22 protein-coding genes are annotated in these 25,789 nt (G+C 73.6%); 7 read left to right on the top strand and 15 right to left on the bottom strand.

The genetic code is table 11. The features are described from left to right. Positions 1 to 40: 40 nt before the first annotated feature. Positions 41 to 1,132 (bottom strand): aminoglycoside phosphotransferase family protein, encoded by a 1,092-nt coding sequence (locus ACFVGS_RS21040; protein ID WP_385693312.1) that lies wholly within the window; start codon positions 1,130 to 1,132, stop codon positions 41 to 43. A gap of 80 nt (positions 1,133 to 1,212) precedes the next feature. Further along, on the bottom strand, positions 1,213 to 1,620 hold the full coding sequence (locus ACFVGS_RS21035; protein WP_384412888.1) for a DUF5997 family protein: 408 nt from the start codon (positions 1,618 to 1,620) through the stop codon (positions 1,213 to 1,215). 148 nt (positions 1,621 to 1,768) lie between these two features. Here ACFVGS_RS21035 and ACFVGS_RS21030 point away from each other — a divergent pair, with 148 nt between their 5' ends. Next, on the top strand, positions 1,769 to 2,599 hold the full coding sequence (locus ACFVGS_RS21030) for a LysR family substrate-binding domain-containing protein (protein ID WP_385693355.1): 831 nt from the start codon (positions 1,769 to 1,771) through the stop codon (positions 2,597 to 2,599). Positions 2,600 to 2,865: 266 nt separating this feature from the next. On the opposite strand, the gene ACFVGS_RS21025 is transcribed toward ACFVGS_RS21030, so the two are convergent. From ACFVGS_RS21025 to ACFVGS_RS21010, 4 genes are read right to left on the bottom strand one after another with little or no spacing between them, the layout of a single operon-like run. After that, positions 2,866 to 3,891, bottom strand: coding sequence for a LacI family DNA-binding transcriptional regulator (locus tag ACFVGS_RS21025; RefSeq protein WP_384412885.1), 1,026 nt, complete (start codon positions 3,889 to 3,891; stop codon positions 2,866 to 2,868). A 30-nt stretch (positions 3,892 to 3,921) separates the two neighbouring features. Then, positions 3,922 to 4,839 carry a carbohydrate ABC transporter permease gene (locus ACFVGS_RS21020; protein WP_384412883.1) on the bottom strand — a complete coding sequence of 306 codons (918 nt, stop codon included), beginning with the start codon at positions 4,837 to 4,839 and terminating at the stop codon, positions 3,922 to 3,924. After that, positions 4,836 to 5,819 (bottom strand): carbohydrate ABC transporter permease, encoded by a 984-nt coding sequence (locus ACFVGS_RS21015; protein ID WP_384412880.1) that lies wholly within the window; start codon positions 5,817 to 5,819, stop codon positions 4,836 to 4,838. The genes ACFVGS_RS21020 and ACFVGS_RS21015 overlap by 4 nt, the downstream gene beginning before the upstream one ends. Next, a complete protein-coding gene (locus tag ACFVGS_RS21010) occupies positions 5,816 to 7,138 on the bottom strand; it encodes an ABC transporter substrate-binding protein (RefSeq protein ID WP_385693311.1) in 1,323 nt (440 codons plus the stop codon). The genes ACFVGS_RS21015 and ACFVGS_RS21010 overlap by 4 nt, the downstream gene beginning before the upstream one ends. 219 nt (positions 7,139 to 7,357) lie before the next feature. Here ACFVGS_RS21010 and ACFVGS_RS21005 point away from each other — a divergent pair, with 219 nt between their 5' ends. The 3 genes from ACFVGS_RS21005 (at position 7,358) to ACFVGS_RS20995 (ending at position 12,361) form a co-directional block, all read left to right on the top strand. Continuing rightward, positions 7,358 to 9,376: a beta-galactosidase gene (locus tag ACFVGS_RS21005; protein WP_385693310.1), complete on the top strand. Its 2,019-nt coding sequence runs from the start codon at positions 7,358 to 7,360 to the stop codon at positions 9,374 to 9,376. A 330-nt stretch (positions 9,377 to 9,706) separates the two neighbouring features. After that, entirely contained in the window at positions 9,707 to 11,284 is a 1,578-nt protein-coding gene (locus ACFVGS_RS21000; protein ID WP_385693309.1) for an arabinogalactan endo-beta-1,4-galactanase, read from the top strand. Between the two features lie 111 nt (positions 11,285 to 11,395). Beyond that, complete coding sequence (locus ACFVGS_RS20995; RefSeq protein WP_385693308.1) at positions 11,396 to 12,361, top strand: tellurite resistance/C4-dicarboxylate transporter family protein; 966 nt, start codon at positions 11,396 to 11,398, stop codon at positions 12,359 to 12,361. On the opposite strand, the gene ACFVGS_RS20990 is transcribed toward ACFVGS_RS20995, so the two are convergent. Beyond that, positions 12,334 to 13,518: a 4-hydroxybenzoate 3-monooxygenase gene (locus tag ACFVGS_RS20990; RefSeq protein WP_385693307.1), complete on the bottom strand. Its 1,185-nt coding sequence runs from the start codon at positions 13,516 to 13,518 to the stop codon at positions 12,334 to 12,336. The genes ACFVGS_RS20995 and ACFVGS_RS20990 overlap by 28 nt on opposite strands. Positions 13,519 to 13,713: 195 nt before the next feature. Here ACFVGS_RS20990 and ACFVGS_RS20985 point away from each other — a divergent pair, with 195 nt between their 5' ends. Further along, complete coding sequence (locus ACFVGS_RS20985; protein WP_385693306.1) at positions 13,714 to 15,372, top strand: IclR family transcriptional regulator C-terminal domain-containing protein; 1,659 nt, start codon at positions 13,714 to 13,716, stop codon at positions 15,370 to 15,372. A gap of 268 nt (positions 15,373 to 15,640) precedes the next feature. Here ACFVGS_RS20985 and ACFVGS_RS20980 read toward each other — a convergent pair whose 3' ends face one another. Continuing rightward, on the bottom strand, positions 15,641 to 16,891 hold the full coding sequence (locus tag ACFVGS_RS20980; RefSeq protein ID WP_385693305.1) for a PucR family transcriptional regulator: 1,251 nt from the start codon (positions 16,889 to 16,891) through the stop codon (positions 15,641 to 15,643). 191 nt (positions 16,892 to 17,082) lie between these two features. Between ACFVGS_RS20980 and ACFVGS_RS20975 the strand changes: the two genes are divergently transcribed. After that, positions 17,083 to 18,435: a lipase family protein gene (locus ACFVGS_RS20975; RefSeq protein ID WP_385693304.1), complete on the top strand. Its 1,353-nt coding sequence runs from the start codon at positions 17,083 to 17,085 to the stop codon at positions 18,433 to 18,435. A 39-nt stretch (positions 18,436 to 18,474) separates the two neighbouring features. On the opposite strand, the gene pcaD is transcribed toward ACFVGS_RS20975, so the two are convergent. From pcaD to ACFVGS_RS20945, 6 genes are read right to left on the bottom strand one after another with little or no spacing between them, the layout of a single operon-like run. Then, on the bottom strand, positions 18,475 to 19,632 hold the full coding sequence (pcaD, locus tag ACFVGS_RS20970) for a 3-oxoadipate enol-lactonase (RefSeq protein ID WP_385693303.1): 1,158 nt from the start codon (positions 19,630 to 19,632) through the stop codon (positions 18,475 to 18,477). After that, positions 19,629 to 20,981 carry a 3-carboxy-cis,cis-muconate cycloisomerase gene (gene pcaB, locus ACFVGS_RS20965; protein WP_385693302.1) on the bottom strand — a complete coding sequence of 451 codons (1,353 nt, stop codon included), beginning with the start codon at positions 20,979 to 20,981 and terminating at the stop codon, positions 19,629 to 19,631. The genes pcaD and pcaB overlap by 4 nt, the downstream gene beginning before the upstream one ends. Continuing rightward, positions 20,978 to 21,568, bottom strand: a complete 591-nt coding sequence (pcaG, locus tag ACFVGS_RS20960; protein ID WP_385693354.1) for a protocatechuate 3,4-dioxygenase subunit alpha — start codon at positions 21,566 to 21,568, stop codon at positions 20,978 to 20,980. The genes pcaB and pcaG overlap by 4 nt, the downstream gene beginning before the upstream one ends. Next, a complete protein-coding gene (pcaH, locus tag ACFVGS_RS20955; RefSeq protein WP_385693301.1) occupies positions 21,565 to 22,335 on the bottom strand; it encodes a protocatechuate 3,4-dioxygenase subunit beta in 771 nt (256 codons plus the stop codon). The genes pcaG and pcaH overlap by 4 nt, the downstream gene beginning before the upstream one ends. Continuing rightward, positions 22,332 to 23,048, bottom strand: a complete 717-nt coding sequence (locus tag ACFVGS_RS20950; RefSeq protein ID WP_385693300.1) for a CoA transferase subunit B — start codon at positions 23,046 to 23,048, stop codon at positions 22,332 to 22,334. Before ACFVGS_RS20950 ends, pcaH begins: the two co-directional genes overlap by 4 nt. After that, positions 23,045 to 23,797: a CoA transferase subunit A gene (locus ACFVGS_RS20945; protein WP_385693299.1), complete on the bottom strand. Its 753-nt coding sequence runs from the start codon at positions 23,795 to 23,797 to the stop codon at positions 23,045 to 23,047. Before ACFVGS_RS20945 ends, ACFVGS_RS20950 begins: the two co-directional genes overlap by 4 nt. 139 nt (positions 23,798 to 23,936) lie before the next feature. Here ACFVGS_RS20945 and ACFVGS_RS20940 point away from each other — a divergent pair, with 139 nt between their 5' ends. Next, positions 23,937 to 24,398 carry a MarR family winged helix-turn-helix transcriptional regulator gene (locus ACFVGS_RS20940; protein WP_384412841.1) on the top strand — a complete coding sequence of 154 codons (462 nt, stop codon included), beginning with the start codon at positions 23,937 to 23,939 and terminating at the stop codon, positions 24,396 to 24,398. A gap of 1 nt (position 24,399) precedes the next feature. Here the strand turns inward: ACFVGS_RS20940 and ACFVGS_RS20935 are convergent, their stop codons facing one another. Next, a complete protein-coding gene (locus ACFVGS_RS20935; RefSeq protein ID WP_385693298.1) occupies positions 24,400 to 25,749 on the bottom strand; it encodes an MFS transporter in 1,350 nt (449 codons plus the stop codon). Between the last annotated feature and the right edge of the window lie 40 nt (positions 25,750 to 25,789).

Here is a 25,789-nt window from a genome sequence, read left to right as displayed (position 1 = left end):
CAGGGCAGGGCAACCGGCAGCACGGGAAAACCGGATGAGGTCAGAGGAGGTCAGGTGCGGCGAACAGTTCCTCGACCCAGTACGCGCTCGCCTCGTGGCAGTCCGCGGCCGGTGTGCCGGGAAAGAGGCGGAACCATGAAACGGCGCGCGACAGCGCGGCGAGCCTCACGGCGAGGGTCGCGGCGCGGCGCAGTTCCGGGAGCGGCACGCCCAGGTCGGTCCACGGCTCCAGGTACGCGTCCCGGACGGCGGTCACGGTCTCGGGGCCGTACCGTTCGCGGACGTCCCGCGCGGGCACGAGGAGACTGGCGAAGGGATGCGCGACGGCCGCGTCGCCCCAGTCGAAGAAGGTGAAGCGGCCCGCGCCGGGGGCGAGGACCTGGCCGTCGTGCAGGTCGCAGTGGTCGAGCGAGTCGGGGACGCCGATCGCGTCGAGTTCCTCGCACCACTGGAGCAGGAGCGGACGCCGGGCGCGCAGGGAGTCCCGGGTCTCTGGCGCGAAGGTCGGGTTGGTCCCGACGAGGCCGTCGAAGATCTCCGGCAGGTGCCGGGTACGGGCGCTGGGCACGCCGAGTTCCGTCATGCGGTCGGCGTACGGGGTGAGGGCGCGCTGCATCCGCGCGTACTGCCCGACTGCCGTGAGCCAGTCCCCCAGGTCCGCGTCGCCGCGGTCGAGCACGCCGCGAAGGAGCGGGCCGCCGTCCGGCAGGAGGCACCAGCCGCGCTCCGCGTCGACCGCGAGCGGCGCCATGACGTGTTCGGGAACCCAGTCGGCGAGCGCACCGCCGAGAGCGGCCTCGAAACCGGCGGCCGGGGCGCTCGCCTTGAACCAGAAGGCGTCACGGTCGGCCGGGCCGGTGCGGAAGCGGACGAGGATCGACCAGGGCCGGACCCGCACCTCGCGGGGCCCGGTCTCCCGCAGGCCGTGCCGGGCAAGCCCTCGCTCCGCCCAGCCCAGAGCGGTCCCGCGCCAGTCGGGGTCCTCCCAGGGCGTGACCGCGTCGCCGAAACGACCACGGTCGACCGTCGTCGTCGGCCCGGTCTGGTGGTCGATCCGGGTCGCGGCCTCGGCCTCAGCCCGGGTCTCGGCCCCGATCTCGGTCTTGGTGTCGGTCTCGGCCTCATTCCGCATCCGGTGATTGCACCACTGGGGGCGGAGCGGCCGCACGCGAATTCAGGCCGGTGGCCGGCTCGGGACCGTACCGCGCAGGATCAGTCGCGCTCGCGCTCGGCCGCGCGGGCCGCCTTCTCCGCTCGCATCTCCTTGATGCGGACGTTCTCCTTGCGGACGTCGGCCTGGGTGGCGCGCTCCTTCTGGAGCCACTCCGGGTTCTCGGCCTTCAGCGCCTCGATCTGCTCGGTGGTGAGGGCGTCGGTGACGCCGCCGCGGGCGAGGCCGGAGATGGAGACGCCCAGCTTGGCCGCCACGACGGGGCGCGGGTGCGGGCCGTTGCGGCGCAGCTCGCGCAGCCACTCCGGCGGGTCGGTCTGGAGGGCGTTCAGTTCGGCGCGGGAGACGGAACCCTCGCGGAAATCGGCGGGGGTGGCGTCGAGGTAGACGCCCAGCTTCTTCGCCGCGGTGGCGGGCTTCATGGACTGGGCGTTCTGGTGCTGCGTCATGGTGACAAGAATATCGGGCGGGCACGCGGTCGCCGACCACGACCGGTAATCTGGCCTGGTGACAGGCTCGGACGCACCCCTCTCCCCCGCCCCCGACCACGACCCCGCGGCCGCTACGGATCCCGCCCCCGACCTCGGTTCGGCGCCCGTGACGGCGCCGTCGCCGTCGTTCCGGCTGGCGTACGTGCCCGGCGTGACGCCCGGCAAGTGGGTGCGGATCTGGAACGAGCGGCAGCCCGACGTTCCGCTCGTACTGACCCAGGTGACGGCGGCGGACGCGGAGGCGACGCTGCGGGAGCACGGCGCCGACGCCGCCCTGCTGCGCCTGCCCGTGGACCGTACGGTGTTCAGCGCCATCCCCCTGTACACCGAGACCACCGTGGTCGTGTGCCCCAAGGACCACGTGGTGGCGGCCGCCGACGAGGTGACCGTCGACGACATCGCGGACGAGATCGTGCTGCATCCGCTCGACGACAGCCTGGACTGGGAGCGCCCGCCGGGGCAGCCCGCGTTCGAGCGGCCCGCGACGACGGCGGACGCGATCGAACTGGTGGCGGCCGGGATCGGGCTGCTGATCGTGCCGCAGTCGCTGGCCCGCCTCCACCACCGCAGGGACCTGACCTACCGGACGATCACGGACACGCCGCAGTCGCAGGTCGCGCTGTCCTGGCCGGAGGAGGCCACCACCGATCTGGTGGAGGACTTCATCGGGATCGTGCGCGGGCGGACCGTGAACAGTTCGCGCGGGCGGAGACCCGACGAGAAGTCGTCGCAGGAAGCGAAGGCCGACCGGGCCGGGAAGCCGAAGAGCCGGCAGCAGAGTCAGCAGCCCCGGCAAGGTCAGAAGCAGGGGCAGAAGCAGGGCCAGAAGGCCGGCCAGAAGCGGCAGGCCGCCGGCGGCGGCTCGCGCAGGGCCGGCGGCGGCGCGCCAAAGAGCTCGCGCTCCGGTGGCTCCGGGAAGCCGCGCCGCCGAGGCTGAGGGGCTGGCTTCCTGAGACCGGAGCGAGGTCATCCGGCGGCTCGGGCCGACGACGCTGTGCCCGGCGGACGGTGTGTCCGGCGGCGCCGTGCCCGGTGGGCGGTGTGTCCGGCGGGCGGTGTATACGCCGGCGCCCTGCCCGGCGGACGCCGTGCCCGGCGAGCGGTGTGTACGCCGGCGCCCTGCCCGGCGAGCGGTGTGTACGCCGGCGCCGTGCCCGGCGGACGGTGTGTCCGGTGCACCGGCGGCCCCGCGTTTCCGGTGCCTCAGGCGGAGTCGCGGCGTACCAGCTCGGTCGGCAGGATCACCGTCGCCGGTTCCTCGCCCGCTATCCGGGCGAGGAGGGTGCGGACCATCTCGGCGCTGATGCGGTCCCAGGGCTGGCGGATCGTGGTGAGCGCGGGGCGGGAGGAGAGGGCGGCCGGGGAGTCGTCGAAGCCGCCGACGGCGACGTCGTCCGGCACGCGCCGGCCGGCCCGGTCCAGGGTGTCGAGGACGGCCAGGGCCATCAGGTCGGAGGCGACGAAGACGGCGTCGAGGTCCGGGGCACGGTCGAGGAGCTGCCGGGCGGCCGCCTCTGCGCCGGCGCGGCTGTAGTCGCCGGTGGCGACGAGGGCCTCGTCGTAGGGAAGTCCGCACTCGGCGAGGGTCTCGCGGTAGCCGGCGAGGCGCTCGACGCCGCCGGGGGTGTCGAGCGGGCCGGTGACGGTGGCGATCCGGCGGCGCCCGGTCCCGTAGAGGTGGCGCACCATGTCGCGGGCTCCGTCGCGGTCGTCGGCGGCGACGTAACCGATCTTGGCGGTCTGGCCGAGCGGTTTGCCGCAGGCGACGACGGGGACGCCGGCGGTGTTGAGGTGGTCGACGAGCGGGTCGCCGGAGTGGCTGGAGACCAGGAGGACGCCGTCGACGTGGCCGGCCTCGATGTAGCGGAGATTGCGGCGGCGTTCGTCCTCGGTGCCCGCGATCATCAGCAGCAGGGGGATGTCGCGGGCGGCGAGCGCCTGGGTGCAGCCGCGCAGCAGGACGTTGAAGTTGGGGTCCTCGAAGAACCGTTCCTGGGGTTCGGTGAGCAGGAAGGCCACCGAGTCCGACTTGCCGGTGATCAGCGAGCGGGCGTGCCGGTTGACGACGTATCCGGTCCTGCGGATCGCCGCGTCGACGGCGGCCTTGGCCGCGGGGCTGACGTAGTGGCCTCCGTTGAGGACGCGGGAGACGGTGCCGCGCGAGACGCCGGCCTCGCGTGCCACGTCGTGGATGGTCGCGGGGCGCCGCCTGCTCGCTGCTGGGCTCATGGTGTGCGTTTCTCCTCGTTCCCCTGTGCGTCAGGACTTTACGGCGCCGGAGAGCAGATCGAGGCTCCAGAAGCGCTGGATGACCAGGAAGAGCGCGATGAGCGGGACGACCGCGAGGAGCGCTCCGGTGATCACCAGGGTGTAGAGGGCGGGTTGGCTGGCGCCCTGCATGAGCAGGGTGAACAGGCCCACGGTCATGGGGAACTTCTCGTCGTCGCCGAGCATGATGTACGGCAGCAGGAAGTTGTTCCAGATGGCCACGAACTGGAACAGGAAGATCGTGACGAGGCCGGGGAACATCATCGGTACGGCGATCCGCAGGAAGATCCGCGCTTCGCCGGCGCCGTCCATGCGGGCGGCCTCGACGAGTTCCATGGGGATGGCCGCCTCGGCGTAGACGCGGCCGAGGTAGACGCCGTACGGGGAGAGGATCAGCGGCAGCAGGACGGAGAGGTACGTGTCCGTCAGGTCGGCCTCGGCCATCAGGAGGTACTGCGGGATGGCGAGGATGACGGGCGGCATCAGGACGCCCGTGAGGATCACGTTGAAGAAGAGCTCGCGGCCGCGGAAGCGGTGGACGGCGAGGGCGTAGCCGGCGAGGGCGGACACGGCCGTCGACAGGAGGGCACCGAGGCCCGCGTAGAGGACGGAGTTGCCCATCCAGCGCCAGTAGATGCCGTCGCGGTACGCATGGAGGTCGGCGAGGTTGTCGCCGAGGCCGTCGCCGGGCAGGAAGGTGAAGGTGGAGAAGAGGTCGGAGCCCGACTTGGTGGCGGCGACCAGGACCCAGGCCACGGGCAGCAGGCAGTAGAGCGCGCCGAGGACGAGGGCGGCGGTCGGCAGCAGGGCGGTGCGGCGGGGGCGTGGGGGACCCTGGGAGGTGCCGGGGGTGGTGCCGGCGGCCGGGGCCGCCTTGCGCGACGCCGTGGGGGCGGTGAGCCCGCTCATCGGGGTGCTCCTTGGGTGGTGCGGCGGTTCGAGGCCCGCAGGAGGGCGAAGGACAGCAGGAACGTGACGACGGCGAGGATCACGGCGGTGGCCGAGGCGGCGTAGATGTTCCCGCCGGTGAAGGCGTCGCTGAACACCTTCATGAGGGGGCTCCAGGAGGAGGGGATGCCGTTGGTGAGCGGCCTCAGCGTCATGGGCTCGTTGAAGACCTGGAGGGTCGCGATCACCGAGAAGAAGAAGGTGAGGACGAGGGAGGGCGCCACCATCGGGATCTTGATGCGCAGGGCGATCTGCAGCTCGGAACAGCCGTCCAGCCGGGCCGCCTCGAAGACCTCGGCGGGCAGGGAGCGCAGCGCCGTGTAGATGACGATCATGTTGAAGCCGGTGCCGCCCCAGACGGCGATGTTCGCCATGGACCCGTAGAGCAGGCCGCCGTCCATCAGGTCGGGCTCGGGAAGGCCGACGGCGCGCAGGAGGTAGTGGAAGGGGCTGACGGCGGGGAGGTAGAGGAAGCCCCACAGCAGGGCGGCGATCACTCCGGGCACGGCGTACGGGAGGAAGATCGCGAGCCGTCCGAAGGAGCGGGCGCGGACGCGCTCGGAGTCGAGCAGGAGCGCGAAGAACAGGGCGAGGCCGAGCATGACGGGGACCACGACGAGGCCGTAGCCGAGGACGCGCGCGGCGCTGTGGAGGAGTTCGGGGTCGGTGAGGGCGGCGGTGTAGTTGCCGAGGCCGGCCCAGACCTCCTGCTTGGCGCCCTTGCCGAGTCCGAGGCCCTTGACCTCGGCCTTGTGGAGGCTGAGCCAGATCGCGTAGCCGATGGGCAGCGCGAAGAAGAGGGCGAAGAGGAGCGCGGCCGGGAGGACGAAGAGGTAGGGGGCGCTGCGCGCTCGTCTGCGGGTGGTCGTAGGCGACGGGTGGGCGTACGGGGCCGCCCCGGCCCCGTACGACCCGTGTGCGCCCTGGTGGGGCTTGCTCACCGGGCGACCTCGAAGCCCTGCTTCTTCAGGTCGGCGACCGTCAGGTCCTGCATGGAGGTGAGGGCCTTGTCGAAGCCGGACCTGGCCTTGGCGGCCTTGCCGAACTCGTCCTTGAAGGCGCTGTAGGCCACGTTGACGTTGGGGCCCCAGGCGGCGGGGGCGGTGGTCCTGGCGATCTCGGCGGCCCGGGTGAAGAAGTCGGGCTGGTTCGCGAAGAACTCCGGCGGGTTGGCGAGCGCGGGGCCGCTCTGGGCGGCGGAGGCGGCCGGGTAGATGCCGGCCTCCTTGACCAGTGCGGTCAGGGCCTCGGGGTCGGTGTTCAGCCAGGTGGCGAACTCGGCCGCGGCGGCCTTGTGCTTCGAGTCGGTGGTGACGGCGGTGGTGGAGCCGCCCCAGCTGCCGGTGGAGGGCTTGGCGGTGTCCCACTGGGGCAGCGGGGCCATGGCCCACTTCCCCTTGGTGTCGGGGGCGGCGGTGGTGAGGGTGCCGGGGGCCCAGACGGCGCTGACCCAGGCGATCTGCTCGCCGGTGTTGAGGGCCTTGTTCCAGGCGGGCGTGTACATGGGCTGGTTGTCGATGGCGCCGTCCTTGACGAGCCCGGCCCAGAAGTCGGCGACCTTCCTGGTGGCGGCGTCGTCGATGCCGACCTTCCACTTCTGGCCCTCGGTGGTCCACCACGTGGCGCCGGCCTGCTGCGCGAGGCCGGCGAAGAGACCGGCGTCGTTGGCGGAGAAGGTGGTGAGGGACTTCTCCGGGGCCTTGGCCTTGAGCGCCCTGGCGGTGGCGGCGAACTCGTCCCAGGTGGTGGGGACCGTGAGGCCGTACTTCTCGAAGAGGTCGGTCCGGTAGAAGAACATCAGCGGACCGGAGTCCTGCGGGACCGCGTAGACGGCGTCGGAGCCGAGGGTGGTCTGCTGCCAGAGGCCGGGGGCGAACTTGTCCTTGGCGCCGGAGACCTCCTTGGATATGTCGGCCAGGGCGTCGTTGCTGACGAGGGTCGGGAGGGCCTGGAACTCGGCCTGGACGAGGTCGGGGGCCTGGTGGGCCTTGGCGGCCGTGATGATCTTGGTGACCAGGTCGTCGCCGGATGCCTGCTTCTGCACCGTGACCTTGATGTCCGGGTGCTCGGCGTTCCAGATCGCGGCCACCTTCTCCATGTTGGGCGCCCAGGACCAGTAGGTGAGCGAGACGGGGCCGGACGCGGCCTCGTCCTCGTCGCCGGAGCCTGAGCCGCAGGCGGTGAGGGTGGTGGCGCCGAGGACGACGGCGGTCGTGACGGCGGTGGCGGCGAGAACGCGGCGGCGCAGCGCGTGGGGCATGGGGTGCTTCTCCCTGACCGAAAGGGGCCTTCCGCGGAGGGCGGGAAGGCCGGCCATGCATCTGTGAGCGTTCACAGTAGAGAAACGTTCCGGACACTTGTCAATGGTTGATCGTGTGCGGTTATGTTGCGTTGCGCCACCGAGACCCGCTGTGTGCACGTTCACAGAGGGTCCGCTCAGACGATGTAGGTTCAGATCCCGACGTTCCAGGAGACACGCATGCCGCCGACCGCCCCCAAGGGCCTGCACCGGCTCGCTTTCGGCGGGGACTACAACCCCGAACAGTGGCCGGAGAGCGTCTGGCACGAGGACGTGCGGCTGATGCGCGAGGCCGGCGTGACCATGGTCAGCGTCGGCATCTTCTCCTGGGCGCTCCTCGAGCCCGAGCCGGGCCGCTACGACTTCGCGTGGCTGGACCGCATCCTCGGCCTCCTCCACGACAACGGGGTCCGGGTCGACCTGGGCACGCCCACCGTGGTGCCGCCCGCGTGGTTCTACCGGGCCCACCCGGAGGCCCTGCCGGTCACCCGCGAGGGCGTGCGCCACTCCTACGGTTCGCGCGGGGCGATCTGCCACAGCTCCCCCGCCTACCGGGAGGCGGCCGCCCGCATCACCACCGCGCTCGCCGCCCGCTACGCCGACCACCCGGCGCTCGCCCTCTGGCACGTCCACAACGAGTACGGCGTGCCCGTCAGCGCCTGCTACTGCGAGACCTGCGCGGCCGGGTTCCGGCGCTGGCTCGCGGAGAGGTACGGATCGGTCGACGCCGTCAACGAGGCGTGGGGCACCGCGTTCTGGGGGCAGGTCTACACCTCGTACGAGCAGATCGACCCGCCCCGGCTCACCCCGACCGTCGGCAACCCGGCCCAGCAGCTGGACTACCGGCGCTTCGCCGACGCCACGATCCGGGAGAACTTCCGCTCCGAGCGGAACATTCTCCACCGGCTCTCCCCCGGCATCCCCGTCACCACCAACTTCATGACGGCGCTCAGCCAGTGCGACAGCCTCGACTACTGGGCCTGGGGCCGCGAGGTGGACCTCGTCACCAACGACCACTACCTCATCACCGACGGCCGCCGCACCCACGTCAACCTCGCCATGGCCGCCGACCTCACGCGGTCGGTCGCGGGCGGCGCGCCCTGGCTGCTGCTCGAACACTCCACCAGCGGCGTCAACTGGCAGCCCCGCAACCGCGCCAAGCACCCCGGCGAGATGGCCCGCAACTCCCTCGGGCACGTCGCCCGCGGCTCCGAGGGCGCGATGTTCTTCCAGTGGCGGCAGTCGCGGCGCGGCGCCGAGAAGTTCCACTCCGCGATGCTCCCGCACGGCGGAACCGACACCCGCGTGTGGCGTGAGGTGGTCCGGCTCGGCGCCGACCTGGAGGCCCTTGAAGCCGTGCGCGGCACCCGCACCGTGCCCGACGTGGCGATGCTGTGGGACTGGCAGTCCTGGTGGGCGCAGTCCCTCGAGTGGCGGCCGAGCGAGGACCTCGACGCGCGGGAGCGGGCCGACAGCTACTACGAGGCGCTCTACGACCGGCACCTGACCGTCGACTTCGCCCACCCCGAGTCCGACCTGTCCGCCTATCCGCTGGTCGTCGTGCCCGCGCTCTACCTCGCGACCGAGGCCGCCGGGCGGAACCTGCGCGAGTACGTCGAGAACGGCGGCACCCTCGTCGTCTCCTGCTTCTCCGGCATCGTCGACGAGCACGACGCCGTCCACGAGGGCGGCTACCCGGGCGTCCTCCGGGACGTGCTCGGCGTCGCCGTGGAGGAGTGGTCGCCGCTGCTCGCCGGGGAGCGCGTGGCGCTCACCGGGCCGGGCGGTGCGTCGCTGTCGGGCGACGTGTGGACCGAGTTCGTCGTGCCGCGCGGCGCCGAGACGGTGTGGACGTACGCCGACGGCCCCGCCGCGGGCGGACCCGCGGTGACCCGGCACCGTCTGGGGCGCGGCACCGCCTGGTACGTCTCCACCCGTCCGGACGCGGCGGCCCTCGACCACATCCTGGGCGCGGCCTGCGAAGACGCCGGTGTCGCGACGCGGCCGCTGCCGCGGGACGTGGAGGTCGTCCGCCGCGCCGGCGAGGAGGGCCGCTTCCTCTTCGCGCTCAACCACTCCGCCGAGGACGCCAAGGTGCCGCTGGAGGGCCCGGGCACCGAGCTCCTGTCCGGCACGCCGGTCGACGGTCACGTCGCCGTGCCGGCCGGCGCGGTCCGGGTCGTCCGCCTGGACGGCTAGGCCGTCTCTTCCGGATCTTGGCCGGGTCCGCGACGCCTGGCACGGCACCTCGCCGCGTTGCCGAAACGCCCCGATAGCTCCGCTATCGCGACGCTCCGGCGCCTTGCGATGCACCGCACCAGCCGCCGCGGCCTATCCGGCCCTGATCCGAAAGAAACGGCCTAGGCCGCCAGCCTGGTCCACGACGCCCGGCCCGGCCCGTTGCCCCCCCGGCACCGCCTCCCTCCTCCCCCTGTTCTCCCCGGGGGCGGCCGCACCACCGCGCCGCCCCCGGGTGAGCCGTACCACCGCACGTCCATCCCCATCCTTCAACGTCGAAGGGACTCGACGATGCACGCCGTACCACGCACGACCCTGCGGGCGGCCGCCGTGACCGCCGCGCTCGGCGCCCTGCTGCTCGCGCCGCTGCCCGCCCAGGAGGCGCGGGCCGCGAGCGCGCTCACCAACGCCGGCTTCGAGGCCGACGGAACGGGCACCGCTGCGCCCGCCGGCTGGTCGACGTACTCGGCCGCGGGGCAGAACTCCGCCTCGTACACCGAGGCGGGCGGCCACAGCGGGGGCTACCGGCTCGCGCACTGGTCGTCCTCCGCGTACAAGGTGGAGACGTACCAGTACCTGACCGGGCTCACCGACGGCAGCTACACGCTCAGCGCGTGGGTGCGCTCCAGCGGCGGCCAGAACGCGGCGTACCTCGCGCTGCGGAACTGCGGCTCCGCCGAGCAGCGGACCGCGCTGCCGCCCACGCCGAACGGTGCGTGGATACGGATCGTCACCCCGGTGGTGGTGAGCGGCGGCGCGTGCACGGTGAGCGTGAACTCCGACGCCGCCGCGGGCAACTGGATCAACGTGGACGACCTGACCCTGACCCGGGGCACGGCCGGGCTGCCGGTCAAGGGCGTCGACGTGTCCTCGCTGAAGAAGAGCGAGGACCTCGGCGGGACCTACCGCACGAGCGCCGGCACCAACGGGGACGCCCTCGCGATCCTGAAGTCCTCGGGCGCCAACTACGCGCGCCTGAAGGTGTGGGTGAACCCGGCCGACGGCTACAACGACAAGGCCCGGGTCCTCACCATGGCCAAGCGGATCAAGGACCGGGGCATGAAGCTGCTCGTCGACTTCCACTACTCCGACGTCTGGGCCGACCCCGGCGCCCAGACCAAGCCCGCCGCCTGGTCGGGGCACTCGTACACGCAGCTGAGGACGGACGTCTACAACCACACGTACGACGTGCTCAACGCCCTGAAGGCACAGGGCACCACGGCCGACATGGTGCAGATCGGCAACGAGATCGACACGGGGATGCTGTGGCCCGAGGGGTCGACGTCCCACTGGTCGCAGCTCGCCGGGCTGCTGAAGTCGGGTGCGTCGGCCGCGAAGGCGGTGTCCTCGGCGACGCAGGTGGCGCTGCACCTGGCGCACGGCGGTGACAACGCGCTCTACCGGACGTGGTTCGACGACGCCACGGCCCAGGGCGTGTCCTTCGACGTGATCGCGCTGTCGTTCTACGGCTACTGGCACGGCCCGCTGTCGGCTCTCCAGACCAATCTGGACGATATTTCCGCTCGGTACGGAAAGAAGGTGCTCGTCGTGGAGACGGCGTACCCGTTCCGCCTGGACAGCAAGGACTCGCACGAGAACATCGTCGACACCACTGCCGAGCTCGTGTCCGGCTACGCGGCGAGCAGCGCGGGGCAGTCGGCGTGGCTGCGGGACGTCATGAGCGTGGTCGAGGCCGTGCCGGGCGGGCGGGGGCTCGGGGTCGTGTACTGGGAGCCGACGTGGACGGCGGTCTCCGGGAACGGCTGGGATCCGGCCGATCCCGCCTCGGGCAACGGCTGGGAGAACCAGGCGCTGTTCGACTACGACAACAAGCTCGTCCCGGCGGCCGGCCTGCTCGGGCACCGCTGACGCTCCGGTGGCCTGACCGGTCCGGGCAGGCCGACCCTCCGGCGGTCGGCCTGCTCGGGCAGGGCCGGCCCTCCGGTGGCGGGGCCGCGGGCCCGGCGCTGGGATGGGGGCATGGACGATCGAGCCGCCCCCTGGTGGGCCGTGCTGCCGCCGGCCACCGGCGCGGCCGTCATGGCGACGGGGATCCTCTCCGTCGGCCTGCATCTCGTCGGGCTGGAGGCCGTGTCGCTGGTGGCGTTCGGTCTCGCCTGGGTGCTGTGGCTGGTGCTCGCCGGTGATGTCGCGGCCCTGTTCCTGAGCGACCGGCGCGGCTGGGAGGCGCGGGCGGACACTCCGCCCGCGCTGACCGCCGTCGCGGCGACGAGCGTGCTCGGGGTGCGGTGCTCGCTCCTGGGGTGGGGTCCGGCGGGCCTCGTGCTGCTGGGGATCGCCGCCGTCGCGTGGGTCGTGCTGCTCCCGGTGGTGCTCCGGCATCTGGGGCATCGGATGCCGGGAGGGGCGTTCCTGATCTGCGTGGCGACCGAGGGACTCGTCGTGCTGTCGGGCGCGCTCGCTCCGCGCTACGGCGACGGTTTCGCGTGGGCGGGTCTGGTGCTGTTCGCGCTCGGGCTGGTCCTCTACGTGGATGCGCTCGTCCGGTTCGACTTCCGGCAGGTCGTCACCGGAGCGGGTGACCAGTGGGTGGCGGGCGGGGCGCTGTCCGTCTCGGCGCTCGGCGGGGCGAAACTGCTGGCGACCGGGGTGTGGACGGGCGGCTCGGGCGACGTGCTGCGGACGGTCACCCTGGTCCTGCTCGTGCTGTCGCTGCTCTGGTACGTGGTGCTGCTGGCGGCCGAGGCGGCTCGGCCCCGTCCGGGGTACGACGTGCGCCGCTGGGCGACGGTCTTCCCCATGGGGATGACGGCCGTCGCCTGCCTGTCCGTGGCGACCGCGGCGGGGACCGGGTGGGCGGCCCCGCTGGGGCGGGTGCTGCTGGGGATCGCCGCCGCGGCCTGGCTGCTCACCGCCTACGGTCTGGCGCTTCGGGCGTCGAGCGCCGGACCGGCGCGTCAGACGTCGAGCGGGAGACCGGTGTAGTTCTCGGCGAGTTCGGCGGCGGCGTGCGGGGAGCCGGCGATCCGGTCGAGCTGGGACTGCTGCAGCCTGGTGTCGAAGGGCGACTGGGCCGGGTCGGTGTGCAGGGTGGTGGTCATGAAGTACGAGAAGTGCTCGGCCCGCCAGACCCGGCGCAGGCAGGTGTCGGAGTAGGCGTCGAGGAGCTCGGTCGAGCCGGTCTTCGCGTGGTGGGCGAAGGCCCGGGCGAGGACGATGACGTCGGCGGCGGCCAGGTTGAGGCCCTTCGCCCCGGTCGGCGGCACGATGTGCGCCGCGTCCCCGGCGAGGAAGACCCGGCCGTGGCGCATGGGCTCGGTGACGGAGCTGCGCATGGGCAGGACGGACTTCTGGGTGACGGTGCCGCGGGTGAGACGCCAGCCGGGGTCGGCGGTCAGGGAGAGGCGGGCGTCGAGTTCGTCCCAGACGCGCTCGTCGGGCCAGTCGGCCGGGTCGGTGCCGTTCGGGACCTGGAGGTAGAGGCGGCTGACGGACGGTGAGCGCATGCTGGCGAGGGCGAAGCCGCGCTCGGAGTGGGCGTAGATCAGCTCGTCGTACACCGGCGGGGCCTCGGCCAGGATGCCGAGCCAGGAGTAGGGGTAGGTGCGCTCGAAGGTGCGCCGCTCGGTCTCGGGGACGGCGTGCCGGGTGACGCCGTGGTAGCCGTCGCAGCCGACGACGTAGTCGCAGGTGAGTGTCCGCTCGCGGCCCTCGTGGGTGTAGCGGACGAGGGGGCGGTCGGTGTCGGCGCCCTCGACGGCGGTGACCTCGGCCTCGAAGTGCAGCGGGCCGCCCTCGGCGAGCTGGAGGGCGACCAGGTCCTTGACGACCTCGGTCTGGGCGTAGACCCAGACGCGCCGGCCGCCGGTGAGGGCGGGGAAGTCGAGCCGGGTGGCGCGTCCGGCGTGGCGCAGCTCGATGCCGTCGTGCGGGAGTCCCTCGGCGTCGAGGCGGGCGCCCGCGCCGGCGGCGCGGAGGGCGTCGACGGTGGCCTGTTCGAGGATGCCGGCCCGCTGGCGCCGTTCGACGTAGGCCCGGTCGCGGCTCTCCAGGACCACGCTGTCGATGCCCGCCCGGTGCAGGAGGCGGGCCAGGAGCAGGCCGGAGGGGCCTCCGCCGATGATGCCGACGGTGGTGTGCATGGGGTCTCCTCGTCGCGTCGGACGTCAGGTGTGCGTGCGGGTCCGTTCAGGTCACCTGCCCGCTTGTTCGCATAGTGAAGACAACTTCACTATGCTGGGAGTCTGGTCGCGGGCGGGTCGCCCTGTCAACGGGCTGCCGCGCCCTGCCCGCGCCGTGTTCACTACGGTGGACCGAAGATCCACGACGGAGAGCCGATGCCATCCACCGAAGACACGACCACCGAGGCGCCGCCGGAGGCGGTGACACCTCTGCTGCGCGGGGTCGGCGTGCTCCGCCGGCTCACCGACGCCGGCGGCCGGATGCCGGTCGGCGAACTGGAGCGCGCCACCGGGCTCGCCCGGTCGACGGTGGACCGGGTCACCGGGACGCTGGCCCGCATGGGGTACGTGCGGATCGAGGGGCGCGACGTGCTGCTCGCACCCCGGCTCCTGGAGCTCGGCAACGCCTACCTGGCCTCCGTACGGCTGCCCGACCTGCTGGGCGTACGGGCGGACGCCCTCGCCGACGAGCTGGACGAGTCGGTGTCGCTCGCCGTCCCGGACGGCGACGGGATCCGCTTCGTGCACCAGGCGACCCGGCGGCGTGCGATGTCGGTGAGCTTCCGCATCGGCGACCTGCTGCCCGCCGAACGCACGGCGCCGGGCGCGCTGTTCGCCTCCGAGTGGGACGCGGCCGCATGGGCGGCGTGGCGCGAGCGGCGGGCCGCCGATCCGCAGGGCCGGGGCTTTCCCGCCGCGCCGTCGCGCGCGGCGGGCGCCGTGGACTTCGAGGAGCGGGCCGCCGCGGCAGGGGCGTGCGGCTGGGCCGCGGACGACCAGCTGGTCGAGGCCGGACTCGTCGCGCTCGCCGTGCCGGTGCGCGGCGTCGACGGGCGGATCGCGTGCGCGCTGAGCGCCGTGAGCCACACCAGCCGGCACGACGCGGCCTCGCTGCGCGAGGCGCTGCTGCCCCGGCTGCGCGCCGCGGCCGCCGAGATGGAACGCGTACTGCGGGAGGCGCCGGCGACGGCGACGGCTCCGGCCGCGCCCAGCGGGCTCGCCGCGTGGACCGGCGCGTCGAAGCAGGAACTGGGCCGGGAGTTCGTGGAGTCGCTGGCGCGCGGGCTCACGGTGCTCACGGCCTTCGGTGAGGGCCGCGCGGCGCTGCCGCTGACGGCGGTCGCCGAGGCGACGGGTCTGGCCCGGGCCACGGCACGGCGGGCGCTGATCACCCTGGAACACCTCGGCTGCGTGGCGGTGGACGGCCGGGAGTTCCGGCTCACGCCCCGGGTCCTCGCCCTGGGCTTCGCGCCGCTGTCCCGGACCACGCTCACCCGGATCGCCCAGCCGCACCTCGCCGACCTGGCCGAGCGGGTCCGCGAGTCCACCTCGCTGGCCGTGCTGGTCGGCGGCGAGGTGCAGTACACCGGCCGGGTCGAGACCAGCCGCATCATGAACGTCCACATCACCATCGGGACGCGCTTCCCGGCGTACGCGACCTCCATGGGCCGCGTCCTGCTCGCCGACCTGCCGGCCGGGGAGCGCACGGCCCGTCTCGACGCCTCCGAGCCGCGTGCCCTCACCCCGCGCACGGTGACGGACCGCGCCGAGCTCGACGCCCTCCTCGACCGGGTGGGGCGCGACGGGTTCGCGCTGGTCGACGAGGAGCTGGAGGAGGGGCTGCGGTCGATCGCGATGCCGGTCCGCGACCGCGCGGGCCGGGTCGTCGCCGCCGTCAACGTGGCCCTCCACGCCAGCCGCAGGTCCGCCGAGGAGTGCGTGCGCGAGGTCCTCCCCGAACTGGCCGCCGCGATCACCGGCATCGAGGCGGACCTGCACGTCACGGAGCGCTTCGCGCGGGTTCCGGCGTACTAGGCCGTCCCTTCGGATCAGGGCCGATCAGGGCGCGGGCCCGGCCATGATCCGCCGTACGGGCCATAGGGGGTGTTCCGTCGGTCAGGCCCGATCAGGGCGCGGCGGCCCCGGCACGATCGGCGACCCACCCCCTGAGGGTGGTCGGCAGACAAGGCCGACCCGGCCGGGAGGCCGGCGGGCAGACCCTGGCAGACCTTGGCAGCCCCGGAGTTGGCAGCCCCGGAGTTGGCAGCCCCGGAGAGCGAGCCCTCCGGCCGTGCCCGGTCCGTCAGCCCGTCACTCCCGCCCCGGCAGGGCGGGCAGCGGCGGATTCGCCCCGCCGCAGGGCGTCCTGGGCCGCGAGCGCGGCGTGCAGCGTCAGCAGGTCCCCGCCCCGGGCTGCGTCGAGGCCGGTGAGGTCCGCCGCCTTGCGCAGGCGGTAGTCCACGGTGTTCCGATGGACCTGGAGCCGGGCGGCCGCCTGCCGCCGGTCGAGGCCGCAGGCGAGGAACGTGCGCAGGGTGCCGAGCAGTTCGGGGCGCTCGTCCAGGGGGCCGAGCAGGGCGGCGAGCCGGTCCCTGGCGGGGCCGGGACGGCTCAGCTGGTACTCGAGCAGCACGTCGTCGAGCAGGTAGAGGCCGGGCGGGCGGCCCGACGCCTCGGCCACCTCCCGTATCTCACCGGCGAGCCTGGCCGCGTCCGCGACATCCTCCGGCGCGGCGACGGCCGCCGCCACGAGCAAATCGGCGCCGGTCATCCGGCCGAACTGCGTGACCAGCCGTGCGAGCCGGTCGCGGTCCGCCGCTCCGAAGTCGGCGGCCGGCTTCTCGTACGGGACGAGCACCAGTCCGCCGTCGCCGGAGAGCACGGACAACGGGACGCCGGCGGTGTGGCGTTGCAGCTCGTTGCGCAGGCGCCGGAGCTTGCGGCGCACCACGACCGGCCGGTTCACGCCGGGCAGCAGCTCGTCCGGGTGGGGACCCATGGCGAGGCTCAGCACGAGGTAGCAGGGCGGCAGGTGGATGCCGGCGCGGTCGGCCGCGGCCTGCGGGCTGCCGCCTTCGAGGAGACGGGACAGCAGGGACTGCAGGGCGACCTGTTCGTCGCCGAGCGCCGACTGCCGCTCCTGCACGTAGCCCGCGGCGACCGCGCAGCTCACCTGCCGCAGGAAGCCGAACAGGCGGCGCTGGACGTGCAGCACGTCGGCGTGGTCCACGGGGTCGGCGGTCGAGAGGACCTGGGCGGCGCACTCCTCGGCGCCGACGTGGTAGGCGCCGACGACGGACTCGATCGGCACGCCCTCGTCGGCGCGCCGTGCCGCCGACTCCCGGATCGCGGCCTGCTCGTCCTCGCCCAACGGCTCGCCGGTGCGCAGCATTTCGGCGAAGGCCACGATGCCGCGTGCCACCTGCCTGACGATCTCGCCGCGCAACTGCTCCGAGGGCAGCGTGCCGTAAGCCGGCACCTGCTCGACGAGCCGGAGCAGCACCGCGGACTCCAGGGCCCCCGCGGCCGACAGCAGCCGGCTGTGCACGGGCATGCCCCCGATCTGCGGCACCGAGCCGCCGTTCCCCCCGTTGGACGCGGTCACAATCCACCTCGCGAATCTCTGTCGTACGCACCGGAGACGCGGTCCCGCAGGCCGTCCATGATGGTCTGCGAGCAGCTGCTACTCGTTGGTAACACACCGAGCCCGCCCATCCATCCCCCCTGCCGGGAATCGAGGGAGCCATGTCCAAGCCCGTTCGTTCGATCGCCGTGGCCGTCGTCGTCGCCGCGTCCCTCACCTCCGCGCCGGCGGCCGTCGCCGCGGACTCCGAGGCCCCCGCGGCGACGGCGACGACCGCGACGACGTCGGCCGACGCGTTCTACACGTACGACGGCAGCACGCCTCTGTCCGCCTACGCGCCGGGCAGCGTGCTCAAGACACGGACGCTGCGGTACCACGTGGTCGGCATCCCCACGCCGGTGACGGCGATCCAGCTGCTGTACCGCACCACCGACGCCCAGGGCCGCCCGTCCGCCAACGTGACCACCGTCGTGCGCAGTCTCGTCGGCGACGGATCGAAGGCGGTGTCGTACCAGTCGTTCTACGACTCCCTCGACCCCGAGGACGGCCCCTCCCGCGCCATCGCCGGGAACGTGAGCCTGGGCGGTCTCATCCCGAACGCCGAGGCCCTCTTCATCGCCCCGCTGCTGGTGAAGGGCTACGACGTCGTCATCCCGGACACCGAGGGGCAGCGGGCCGACTTCGCCGCCGGGCCCGAGTACGGAACGAACACCCTGGACTCGATCCGGGCCGCGACGCGGTCCCCGCACACGGGACTGGGCTCCGGGACGCGCTTCGGTCTCATGGGCTACTCGGGCGGTGCGATCGCGACCGGCTGGGCCGCCGCGCTGGCCCCCCGGTACGCCCCCGACGTCAACAGCAGACTGGTCGGCTTCGCCGAGGGCGGGCTGCTGGTGGCGCCGGCCCACAACCTGAAGTACGTGGACGGCTCGCTCACCTGGTCCGGCGTCATCCCGATGGCGATCATCGGCGTCGCACGGTCCTACGAGATCGACCTCAAGAAGTACATGAGCAGCTACGGCCTGGAGGTGTACGCGAAGCTGGAGCACGCCTCCATCGCCGACGCCCTCGGCCGCTACCCCGGCCTGACCTGGAAGAAGATGGCGAAGCCCGAGTACGCCGACCCGAACTCCGTGCCGGAGTTCGTCGCGGCCGTCAACAAGGTGAACCTCGGCTCGGCCGCCACCCCGACCGTCCCCGGCCTCATCGCCCAGGGCAACGCCGGCGTCCTGGAGGGGACCTTCACCAGTCCGCCGGGCATCGGTACGGGCGACGGCGTCATGGTCGCGGGAGACGTGCGGGCGCTCGCCCGTCAGTACTGCGCCACCGGCAACTCCGCCGTCTCCTACGACCAGTACGACCTGCTCAGCCACTTCGGCGCCCCCGTCGTCTGGGCACCTACCGCGCTGAGCTGGCTCGACGACCGGTTCGCCGGCCGACCGGCGCCGTCCGACTGCGGCCGCATCCCCGCGGGCAACTCGCTGGCCCCGGAGAAGCCGGCGCCGCTGTCCTGAGCTGCCGGTTCCGCGGGGCCGCTCACCGCGCCGCCGCCCTCAGGGGGTGTCCGTCCCCGGCCGGCCCGGCAGACCCGGGTCCTCCTCCTCTCCCAGGACCCGCTGGGCCACGGCGAAGGCGGCGTTGGCCGCCGGGACACCGCAGTAGACCGCCGTCTGGAGCAGGGCCGCGGCGATCTCGTCGTCGGACAGGCCGTTGCGGCGGGCGGCCCGCAGGTGCATCGCGAGTTCGTCGTGGTGGCCGTGGGCGACGAGGGCGGTGAGGGTGACCAGGCTGCGTTCGCGCCGGGACAGGGTGGGGTCGGTCCAGATCTCGCCCCAGGCGTAGCGGGAGATGAAGTCCTGGAAGCGGGCGGTGAGCGGGGTCTGCCGGGCCTGTGCCCGGTCCACATGGGCGTCGCCGAGGACCTGGCGGCGCACGTTCATCCCGCCGCGCGCGGACGTACCCGCGAAGTGCGCGCGCAGGACGGCGGTCACGGCCTCCGGCTGTTCGGCGGGGGCGAGATGGGAGGCGCCGGGGAGCTCGGTCAGGGCCGCCCCGGGGACGGCGTCGGCGATCTCCCGGAGGTGGGCGGGCGGGGTCGCGGGGTCCTCGCGGCCCGCGACGAGCAGCGTGGGCGCGGTGATGCCGGCGAGCCGGTCCCGCAGGTCGAAGGCGGCCAGTGCGTCGCAGCAGGCCGCGTACGCCTCCGGGTCGGCGGCCCGGTGGTCGGCCACCAGACGCGGCACGCTGAACCCCGGGGTGAACCAGCGGGCGTCGGCCGTGTCGGCGAGCTTCGCCAGTCCTTCGCGTCGTACGGTGGCCGCCCGCTGCTCCCAGGGCGCCGCGCCGCCGAAGTGCGCGGAGGAACACAGGACCGCGAGGCGGTCGACCCGCTCCGGGTGGTGCACCGCGAGATGGAGTCCGACGGCACCGCCGAGCGAGACCCCCGCGTACGAGAAGCGGTCGAGGCCCAGGGTGTCGGCGAGGTCGACGACCAGTCGGGCCAGGTCGGCCACGGTCGCCCCGGGCCGGAGGAGACCGGCGGGCGAACCGCCGTGCCCGGGCAGGTCCCACCGGATGACCCGATGGGTGATCGACAGCTCCGGGGCCACGGCGTCCCACAGGGCCGTCGACGTGCCGAGCGAGGGTCCGAGGACCAGGGCCGGCGCGGTGACCGGCCCCTCGACGAGATGGTGCGGGATGCGTGGGCTCAACGTCGCTCCAGGGCCTGGTCGGTGAGGGTTCCGGCGCAGCCGGTGGCGAGGGTCGGGTCGGTCAGGTCGGTGAGGTCCGCGCCGGCCAGTTCCGGCTGCTCGGCGAGGAGTTCGGCGAGCGGGCGGCCGTCGGCCCGGCTGCGGGCGGCGAGTTCGGCGAGCAGCGCCCTGGCGCGGGTCCGGCCGAGCAGTGGCGTGAGCGCCACGGATAGCCGTTCGGCGACGAGCAGCCCGCCGGCGGCGTCCAGGTGGGCCCGCATGACGGCGGGATCGACGCGGAGTCCTTCGACGAGGCCGGCCGTGTGGTGGGCCGCGCCGCCGACGAGCCGCAGCAGTTCGCGCAGCGGTTCCCACTCGGCGTGCCAGGCACCGGCGGGCCGTTCGTCCTCGGCGGCCAGGCAGGCGTAGAGGCTCGCGGCGAGGTGCGGGGTGCGCCGCGCGGCGGCGGCGACGAGGGTGGCGCGCACCGGGTTCGCCTTGTGCGGCATGGCGGAGGACCCGCCGCCCGCCCCTTCCGCGACCTCGGCGATCTCGGTACGGGAGAGGACGAGGACGTCGACGGCGATCTTGCCGAGTGCTCCGGCCGTGAGGGCGAGGGCGCCCGCGAGGTCGGCGACGGGGGTGCGGAGGACGTGCCAGGGCAGGAGCGGGACGGCTAGCCCGAGTTCACGCGCGTACGCGGCGGGGAGGGCGGTCGCGTGCTCCGCGCCGGCGTCAGGGTCGGCACCGGCACCGGCCGCGTGGTCGGCGAAGGCGGCCAAGGTCCCGGCCGCACCGCCGAGTTGGGCGGGCAGGCCGTCCCGTACGGTCACGATCCGGTCCCGCGCGTCCAGGACGAGCGAGCGCCAGCCGGCCGCCTTCAGGCCGAAGGTGGTGGGAACGGCGTGCTGGGTGAGGGTGCGGCCGGGCATCGCGGTGTCCCGGTGCGCGGCGGCGAGGGAGCCGAGGGCCCGTTCCGTCCGGGCGAGGTCGTCGAGGACGAGGCCGAGGGTGCGGACGGCGACCAGCATGGCGGCGGTGTCGAGCACGTCCTGGCTGGTGGCCCCCCGGTGCACGTACGGCCCCCACTCCCCCGCCGCCTCGGTCAGGTCAGCGACCAGCGGGATGACCGGGTTGCCCCCGGCGCGCGCCCGCAGCGCGATCGACCGGAGGTCGAAGCGGGCCGGATCGGCCGCCTCGGTGACGGCCCGGGCCGCCTCCGCCGGGGCGGTGCCGGTGGCGGCCTGGGCGCGGGTGAGCGCGGCCTCCGCGTCCAGGAGGGCCTGGAGGAAGGCCGTGTCGCCGGTGGCTGCCTCGGCGGGCGAGCCCGCCCGTACCGGATCGAGGAGGCCCGTGTCGAGGTCGGTCACGGGAACTCCAGGAACACCGTCTCGCACTCGCCCTGGAGCCGGATGTCGAAGCGGTGGGTGCGGTGCGGCTCCTCGGCCGCGATCAGGGTGGCGCGCCGGTCGGCCGGGAGCCGGTCGAGCAGCGGGTCGGGCCCGTCGCCGAGGTAGGCGCGGGTGTAGAGGTGGTGCAGCAGTCCGCGGGCGAACACGCAGACGCTGATGTGCGGTCGGCCGGGGTTTCCGGGCGGCAGGGTGTGCAGCGCGTAGTGTCCGTCGGCGTCGGTGGCCACGCGGCCGAAGCCCGTGAACCCGGTGCCGTCGCGGCCGAGGTACCCGCCGGTGACGGGATCCCTGCGCAGGGAGCCGGGCGCGCCGGCGAGGGAGCCGTCGGGGGCGGCCTGCCAGAACTCGAGGAGGGCGTCGGGTACGGGTTCGCCCGCGCCGTCGAGGACGTATCCGTGGAGGGTGATGCGCTCGGGGTGCCCGTCGGGCGCGATGCGCTCGCCGCCGGGGAACGGCAGCGCGTACCCGTAGAAGGGTCCGACGGTGTGGGAGGGCGTGGGCGGCAGGGGCGCGGGCGGCGCCGGCGTGGATTCCACGGCGGTCAGCGTCCTTCCTCGATCCAGGTGGCGGACGGCCCGTCGAGGACGATGTCCCAGGCGTAGCCGAGGGAGAACTCCGGTTCGGACAGGCCGTGTTCGTAGCGGGCGACGAGCCGGTCGCGGGCGGCCTGGTCGGTGACGGAGCGGATGATGGGGTCGTGGGCGAGGAGCGGGTCGCCGGGGAAGTACATCTGGGTGACGAGCCGCTGGGTGAACGCCGTACCGAAGACGGAGAAGTGGATGTGGGCCGGGCGCCAGGCGTTGGCGTGGTTGCGCCAGGGGTAGGCGCCGGGTCTGATCGTGGTGAAGGTGTAGCGGCCCTGATCGTCCGTCAGGGTGCGTCCGACGCCGGTGAAATGGGGGTCCAGGGGGGCCGGGTGCTGGTCCCGGAGGTGGGCGTACCGCCCGGAGGCGTTGGCCTGCCAGATCTCGATCAGCTGTCCCCGTACCGGCCGGCCCTCCCGGTCGAGGAGCCGGCCGGAGACGGTGATCCGCTCGCCGAGGGGCTCGCCGGCGTGCATCCGGGTGAGGTCGTTGTCGTGCTCGGTGACGTCGGTGACGCCGAAGACCGGCCCGGCGAGTTCGACGGCCTCGGGGTCGCCTCCGACGGCGACCAGCGGCAGGCGGGGGTGCCGGAGCAGGGAGCTGCGGTAGGGGGCGTAGTCGCGGGCCGGGTGGTGGCGGGCCGGGGCGCCGGCGGCCAGAGCGGTGTCGTAGGCGCTCTGAAGAGCTGCTATCTCGGTGTCGATGTGGTCCTGCGTGAGGTCGTTCACGAGAGCTCCAGCGGGTCGGGAAGGGGCGGACGGCGGCGGGGGCGCGCCGCTGCCGGGTCCGGCACGGGGACGGCCCGGAGCTCCGGTCCGAGCAGGGGCGCCGCGGTCCGTGCGACGACTTCCTCGGCCGTCACGCCCGGCGCCGTCTCGACGAGGACGAGTCCGTCGCGCGTGACGTCGAGGACGGCGAGGTCGGTGATGACGCGTTGGACGCAGGCGCGGCCGGTGAGCGGCAGGTCGCACTCCTCGACGATCTTGGGGGTGCCGTCCTTCGCGGTGTGGGTCATGACGACGATGACGGTGCGGGCGCCGTGGACGAGGTCCATGGCGCCGCCGATGCCGGTGACCAGACGGCCGGGGACGGCCCAGTTGGCGAGGTCGCCGCGGGCGGAGACCTGCATGGCGCCCAGTACGGCGACGTCGATGTGGCCGCCGCGGATCATGCCGAACGACAGGGCGGAGTCGAAGTAGGAGGCGCCGGGGAGGACGGTGACGGTCTCCTTGCCGGCGTTGATGAGGTCGGGGTCGACCTCGTCGTCGGTCGGGTAGGGGCCGGTGCCGAGGATGCCGTTCTCGGACTGGAGGACGACCTCGACGCCTTCGGGGAGGTGGTCGGGGATGAGCGTGGGCAGGCCGATGCCGAGGTTGACGTACTGCCCGTCGCGGAGTTCGAGGGCGGCGCGGGCGGCCATCTCCTCACGGGTCCGGCTCATCGTGTGGTCCTCTTCTCTATGGCCTTGTCGGCGGCCTGCTCGGGGCTGAGGGCGACGACGCGCCGGACGAAGATGCCGGGCAGGTGCACGTGGTCGGGGTCGATGGCCCCGGGCTCCACGAGCTCCTCGACCTCCGCGACGGTGATCCGGCCGGCCATGGCGGCCAGCGGGTTGAAGTTGCGGGCGGAGGCGTGGAAGACGAGGTTGCCGTGACGGTCGCCCTTGGCGGCGCGGACGAGGGCGTAGTCGGTGCGGATGGCGTGCTCGAGGACGTGCGGGACGCCGTCGAAGTCGCGCACCTCCTTGGGCGGGGAGGCGAGGGCGACGCCGCCCTGGCCGTCGTAGCGCCAGGGCAGCCCGCCGTCGGCGACGAGGGTGCCGACGCCCGCGGGCGTGTAGAAGGCGGGGATGCCGCAGCCGCCGGCGCGCAGGCGTTCGGCGAGGGTGCCCTGCGGGATGAGCTCGACCTCCAGTTCACCGGCGAGGTACTGGCGGGCGAACTCCTTGTTCGCGCCGATGTACGAGCCGGTGACGCGGGCGATGCGGCCGGCGGCGAGGAGCACGGCGAGCCCGGTGTCCATGGCTCCGCAGTTGTTCGAGACGACGCGGAGGCCGCCGACGCCGCGCTCGTGGACGGCCTGGATGAGGGTGTTCGGTACGCCGCTGAGGCCGAAGCCGCCCACCGCGAGCGACGCTCCGTCCGGGACGTCCGCCACCGCCTCCGCGGCGGTGGCGACCACCTTGTCCATGGGATGGCCCTTCGTTTCTCTCGATATTAATCAGTGCACTGACTATCTGTGGGTCATGCTGGCAGGCCCTCGCCGGGGCGTCAACGGGTATCGTTCCGTGCGCCGACGAAAGACGACGGCTGCGCAGGAGGAGGCGCTCATGGCCGCGGTGGATCTGGCCACGCATCCCGGGCATCTGGCCCGGCGACTGCAGCAGGCGCACCACCTGCTGTGGACGACGATGGTCTCGGAGGAGATCACCTCCCCCCAGTTCGGCGTCCTCAACGCGCTGACGGCGGAACCCGGTCTCGACCAGCGGACGGTGGGCGAGCGGGTGGCCCTCGACCGTTCGACGATCGCCGAGGTGGTCGGCCGGCTGATCCGCCGGGGGCTGCTCGACAAGGTGCGCGACCCCGCGGACGGGCGCCGCTTCCTGCTGCACCTCACCCCCGAAGGCACCCGCGTGCACCGGAAACTGACGGTGCGTACGGCGCGGATGAACCAGATCTTCCTGGCCCCGCTCTCCGCCGAGGAGCAGGCCCTCTTCCTGTCGCTGATCCGGCGGGTGTCGGACGCCGCGGAGGAGCTCCGCAACCCGGCGGAGCCCCTCCCCGCACCGTGACTCACTCCCCCGCGGCCGCCGTGGCGGCCGGCGGCGCGCCGACGGGCGCGGCCGGGCGGCCGATGCGCGCGGCGAGCGGGACCAGGGCGACGGCGACCGAGCCGACGATCCCGGCGACGGCGAAGGTCGTGAAGCCCCAGCCCTGGTTGCCCGCCGCGGCGAGCGCGCCGACCAGCCAGGGCCCCACGACCGCGCCGGTCCGGCCCACGCCGGTGACCATGCCGAGACCAGCCGCGCGCTCGGCGCCCCGGTAGACGCCGCCGGTCGCCGCGTAGACCATCACCTGGGCGCTGAACAGCCAGACGCCGGTGACCGCGACGACGACGTAGGTGACGCCGAGCGGAAGGTGGGCCTTGAGCAGCAGCGCGCCCACCGCGGTGAGGACGAACCAGATCGCGGCGATCCGCAGCGGGCCGTAGCGGTCGGCGAGCCGCCCGGAGAACAGCAGGCCGACGATGCCGCCCGCGTTGATGACCATGAGGAAGGCGACGGAGGAGTCCAGGCCGTAGCCGGAGGCGCGCATCATCGTCGGCAGCCACGTGGCGACGCCGTAGACGAGGAGGAGCCCGCAGAAGGACGCCACCCACAGAAGCGGGGTCACCCAGCGGGACTCGGCGCGGAAGAGCGCCCGCACGGCGGCGACGCGGCCCTGGGCGCCGGCGGCCGGCGCGGCGACCGGGGCGGGCCGGGCGAGGCCGTAGCGGTCGGCGACGGCGTGGGCCCGCTCCCGCTGACCGCGGGCGAGCAGCACGCCGGGTGATTCGGGCAGCAGGGCGAGCAGCAGCGGTACGGCGACGACGGCGGGCAGGACGCCCGCCCAGAACACCCAGCGCCAGCCGGCGGCGGGCGCGAGGACGAGTCCGAGACCGGTGGCCGCCATGCCGCCCACGTGGTACGAGGTCATGAGCAGACCGGTCATCAGGGCGGCGCGCCGGGGCGGGGCGAACTCCAGGACCATGGCCAGGCAGAGCGGCATGAGGCCGCCGAGGCCCAGGCCCGACACGAAGCGCCCGGCGCCGAAGAGGACGAGGTCCCCGGCGAGGGCGCAGACGGCGGAGCCCGCGGAGAAGAGGACGATGCTGGCGACGAGCATCGGTCGGCGGCCGAGCCAGTCGGTGAGGGTCCCGGCCGTCAGTGCGCCGATCAGCATGCCGAACGTGGTCCAGCTGCCGATGGTGCCGGCGCTCGCGGGCGTGAGGCCGAGGCCGGGGTCGTCGAGCATGTGCGGCATCACGGCGCCGTAGATGGTGACGTCCATGCCGTCGAAGAAGACCGCGACCCAGCAGAGGGCGAGGACGGGCAGGACGGAGCGGAGAGTGTGGGGGCGGGGCGGAGCGGGACGTTTCGTCATGGGGTTCCCTGGGGACGCGGCTCGGTCGTCGGCTCTTGCT

Source organism: Streptomyces sp. NPDC127114, from assembly GCF_042677525.1.
In the GTDB taxonomy this organism is placed as follows: domain Bacteria; phylum Actinomycetota; class Actinomycetes; order Streptomycetales; family Streptomycetaceae; genus Streptomyces.
Note: the sequence above shows the minus strand (reverse complement) of the source record. Positions and strands in the feature narration are given on the sequence as shown.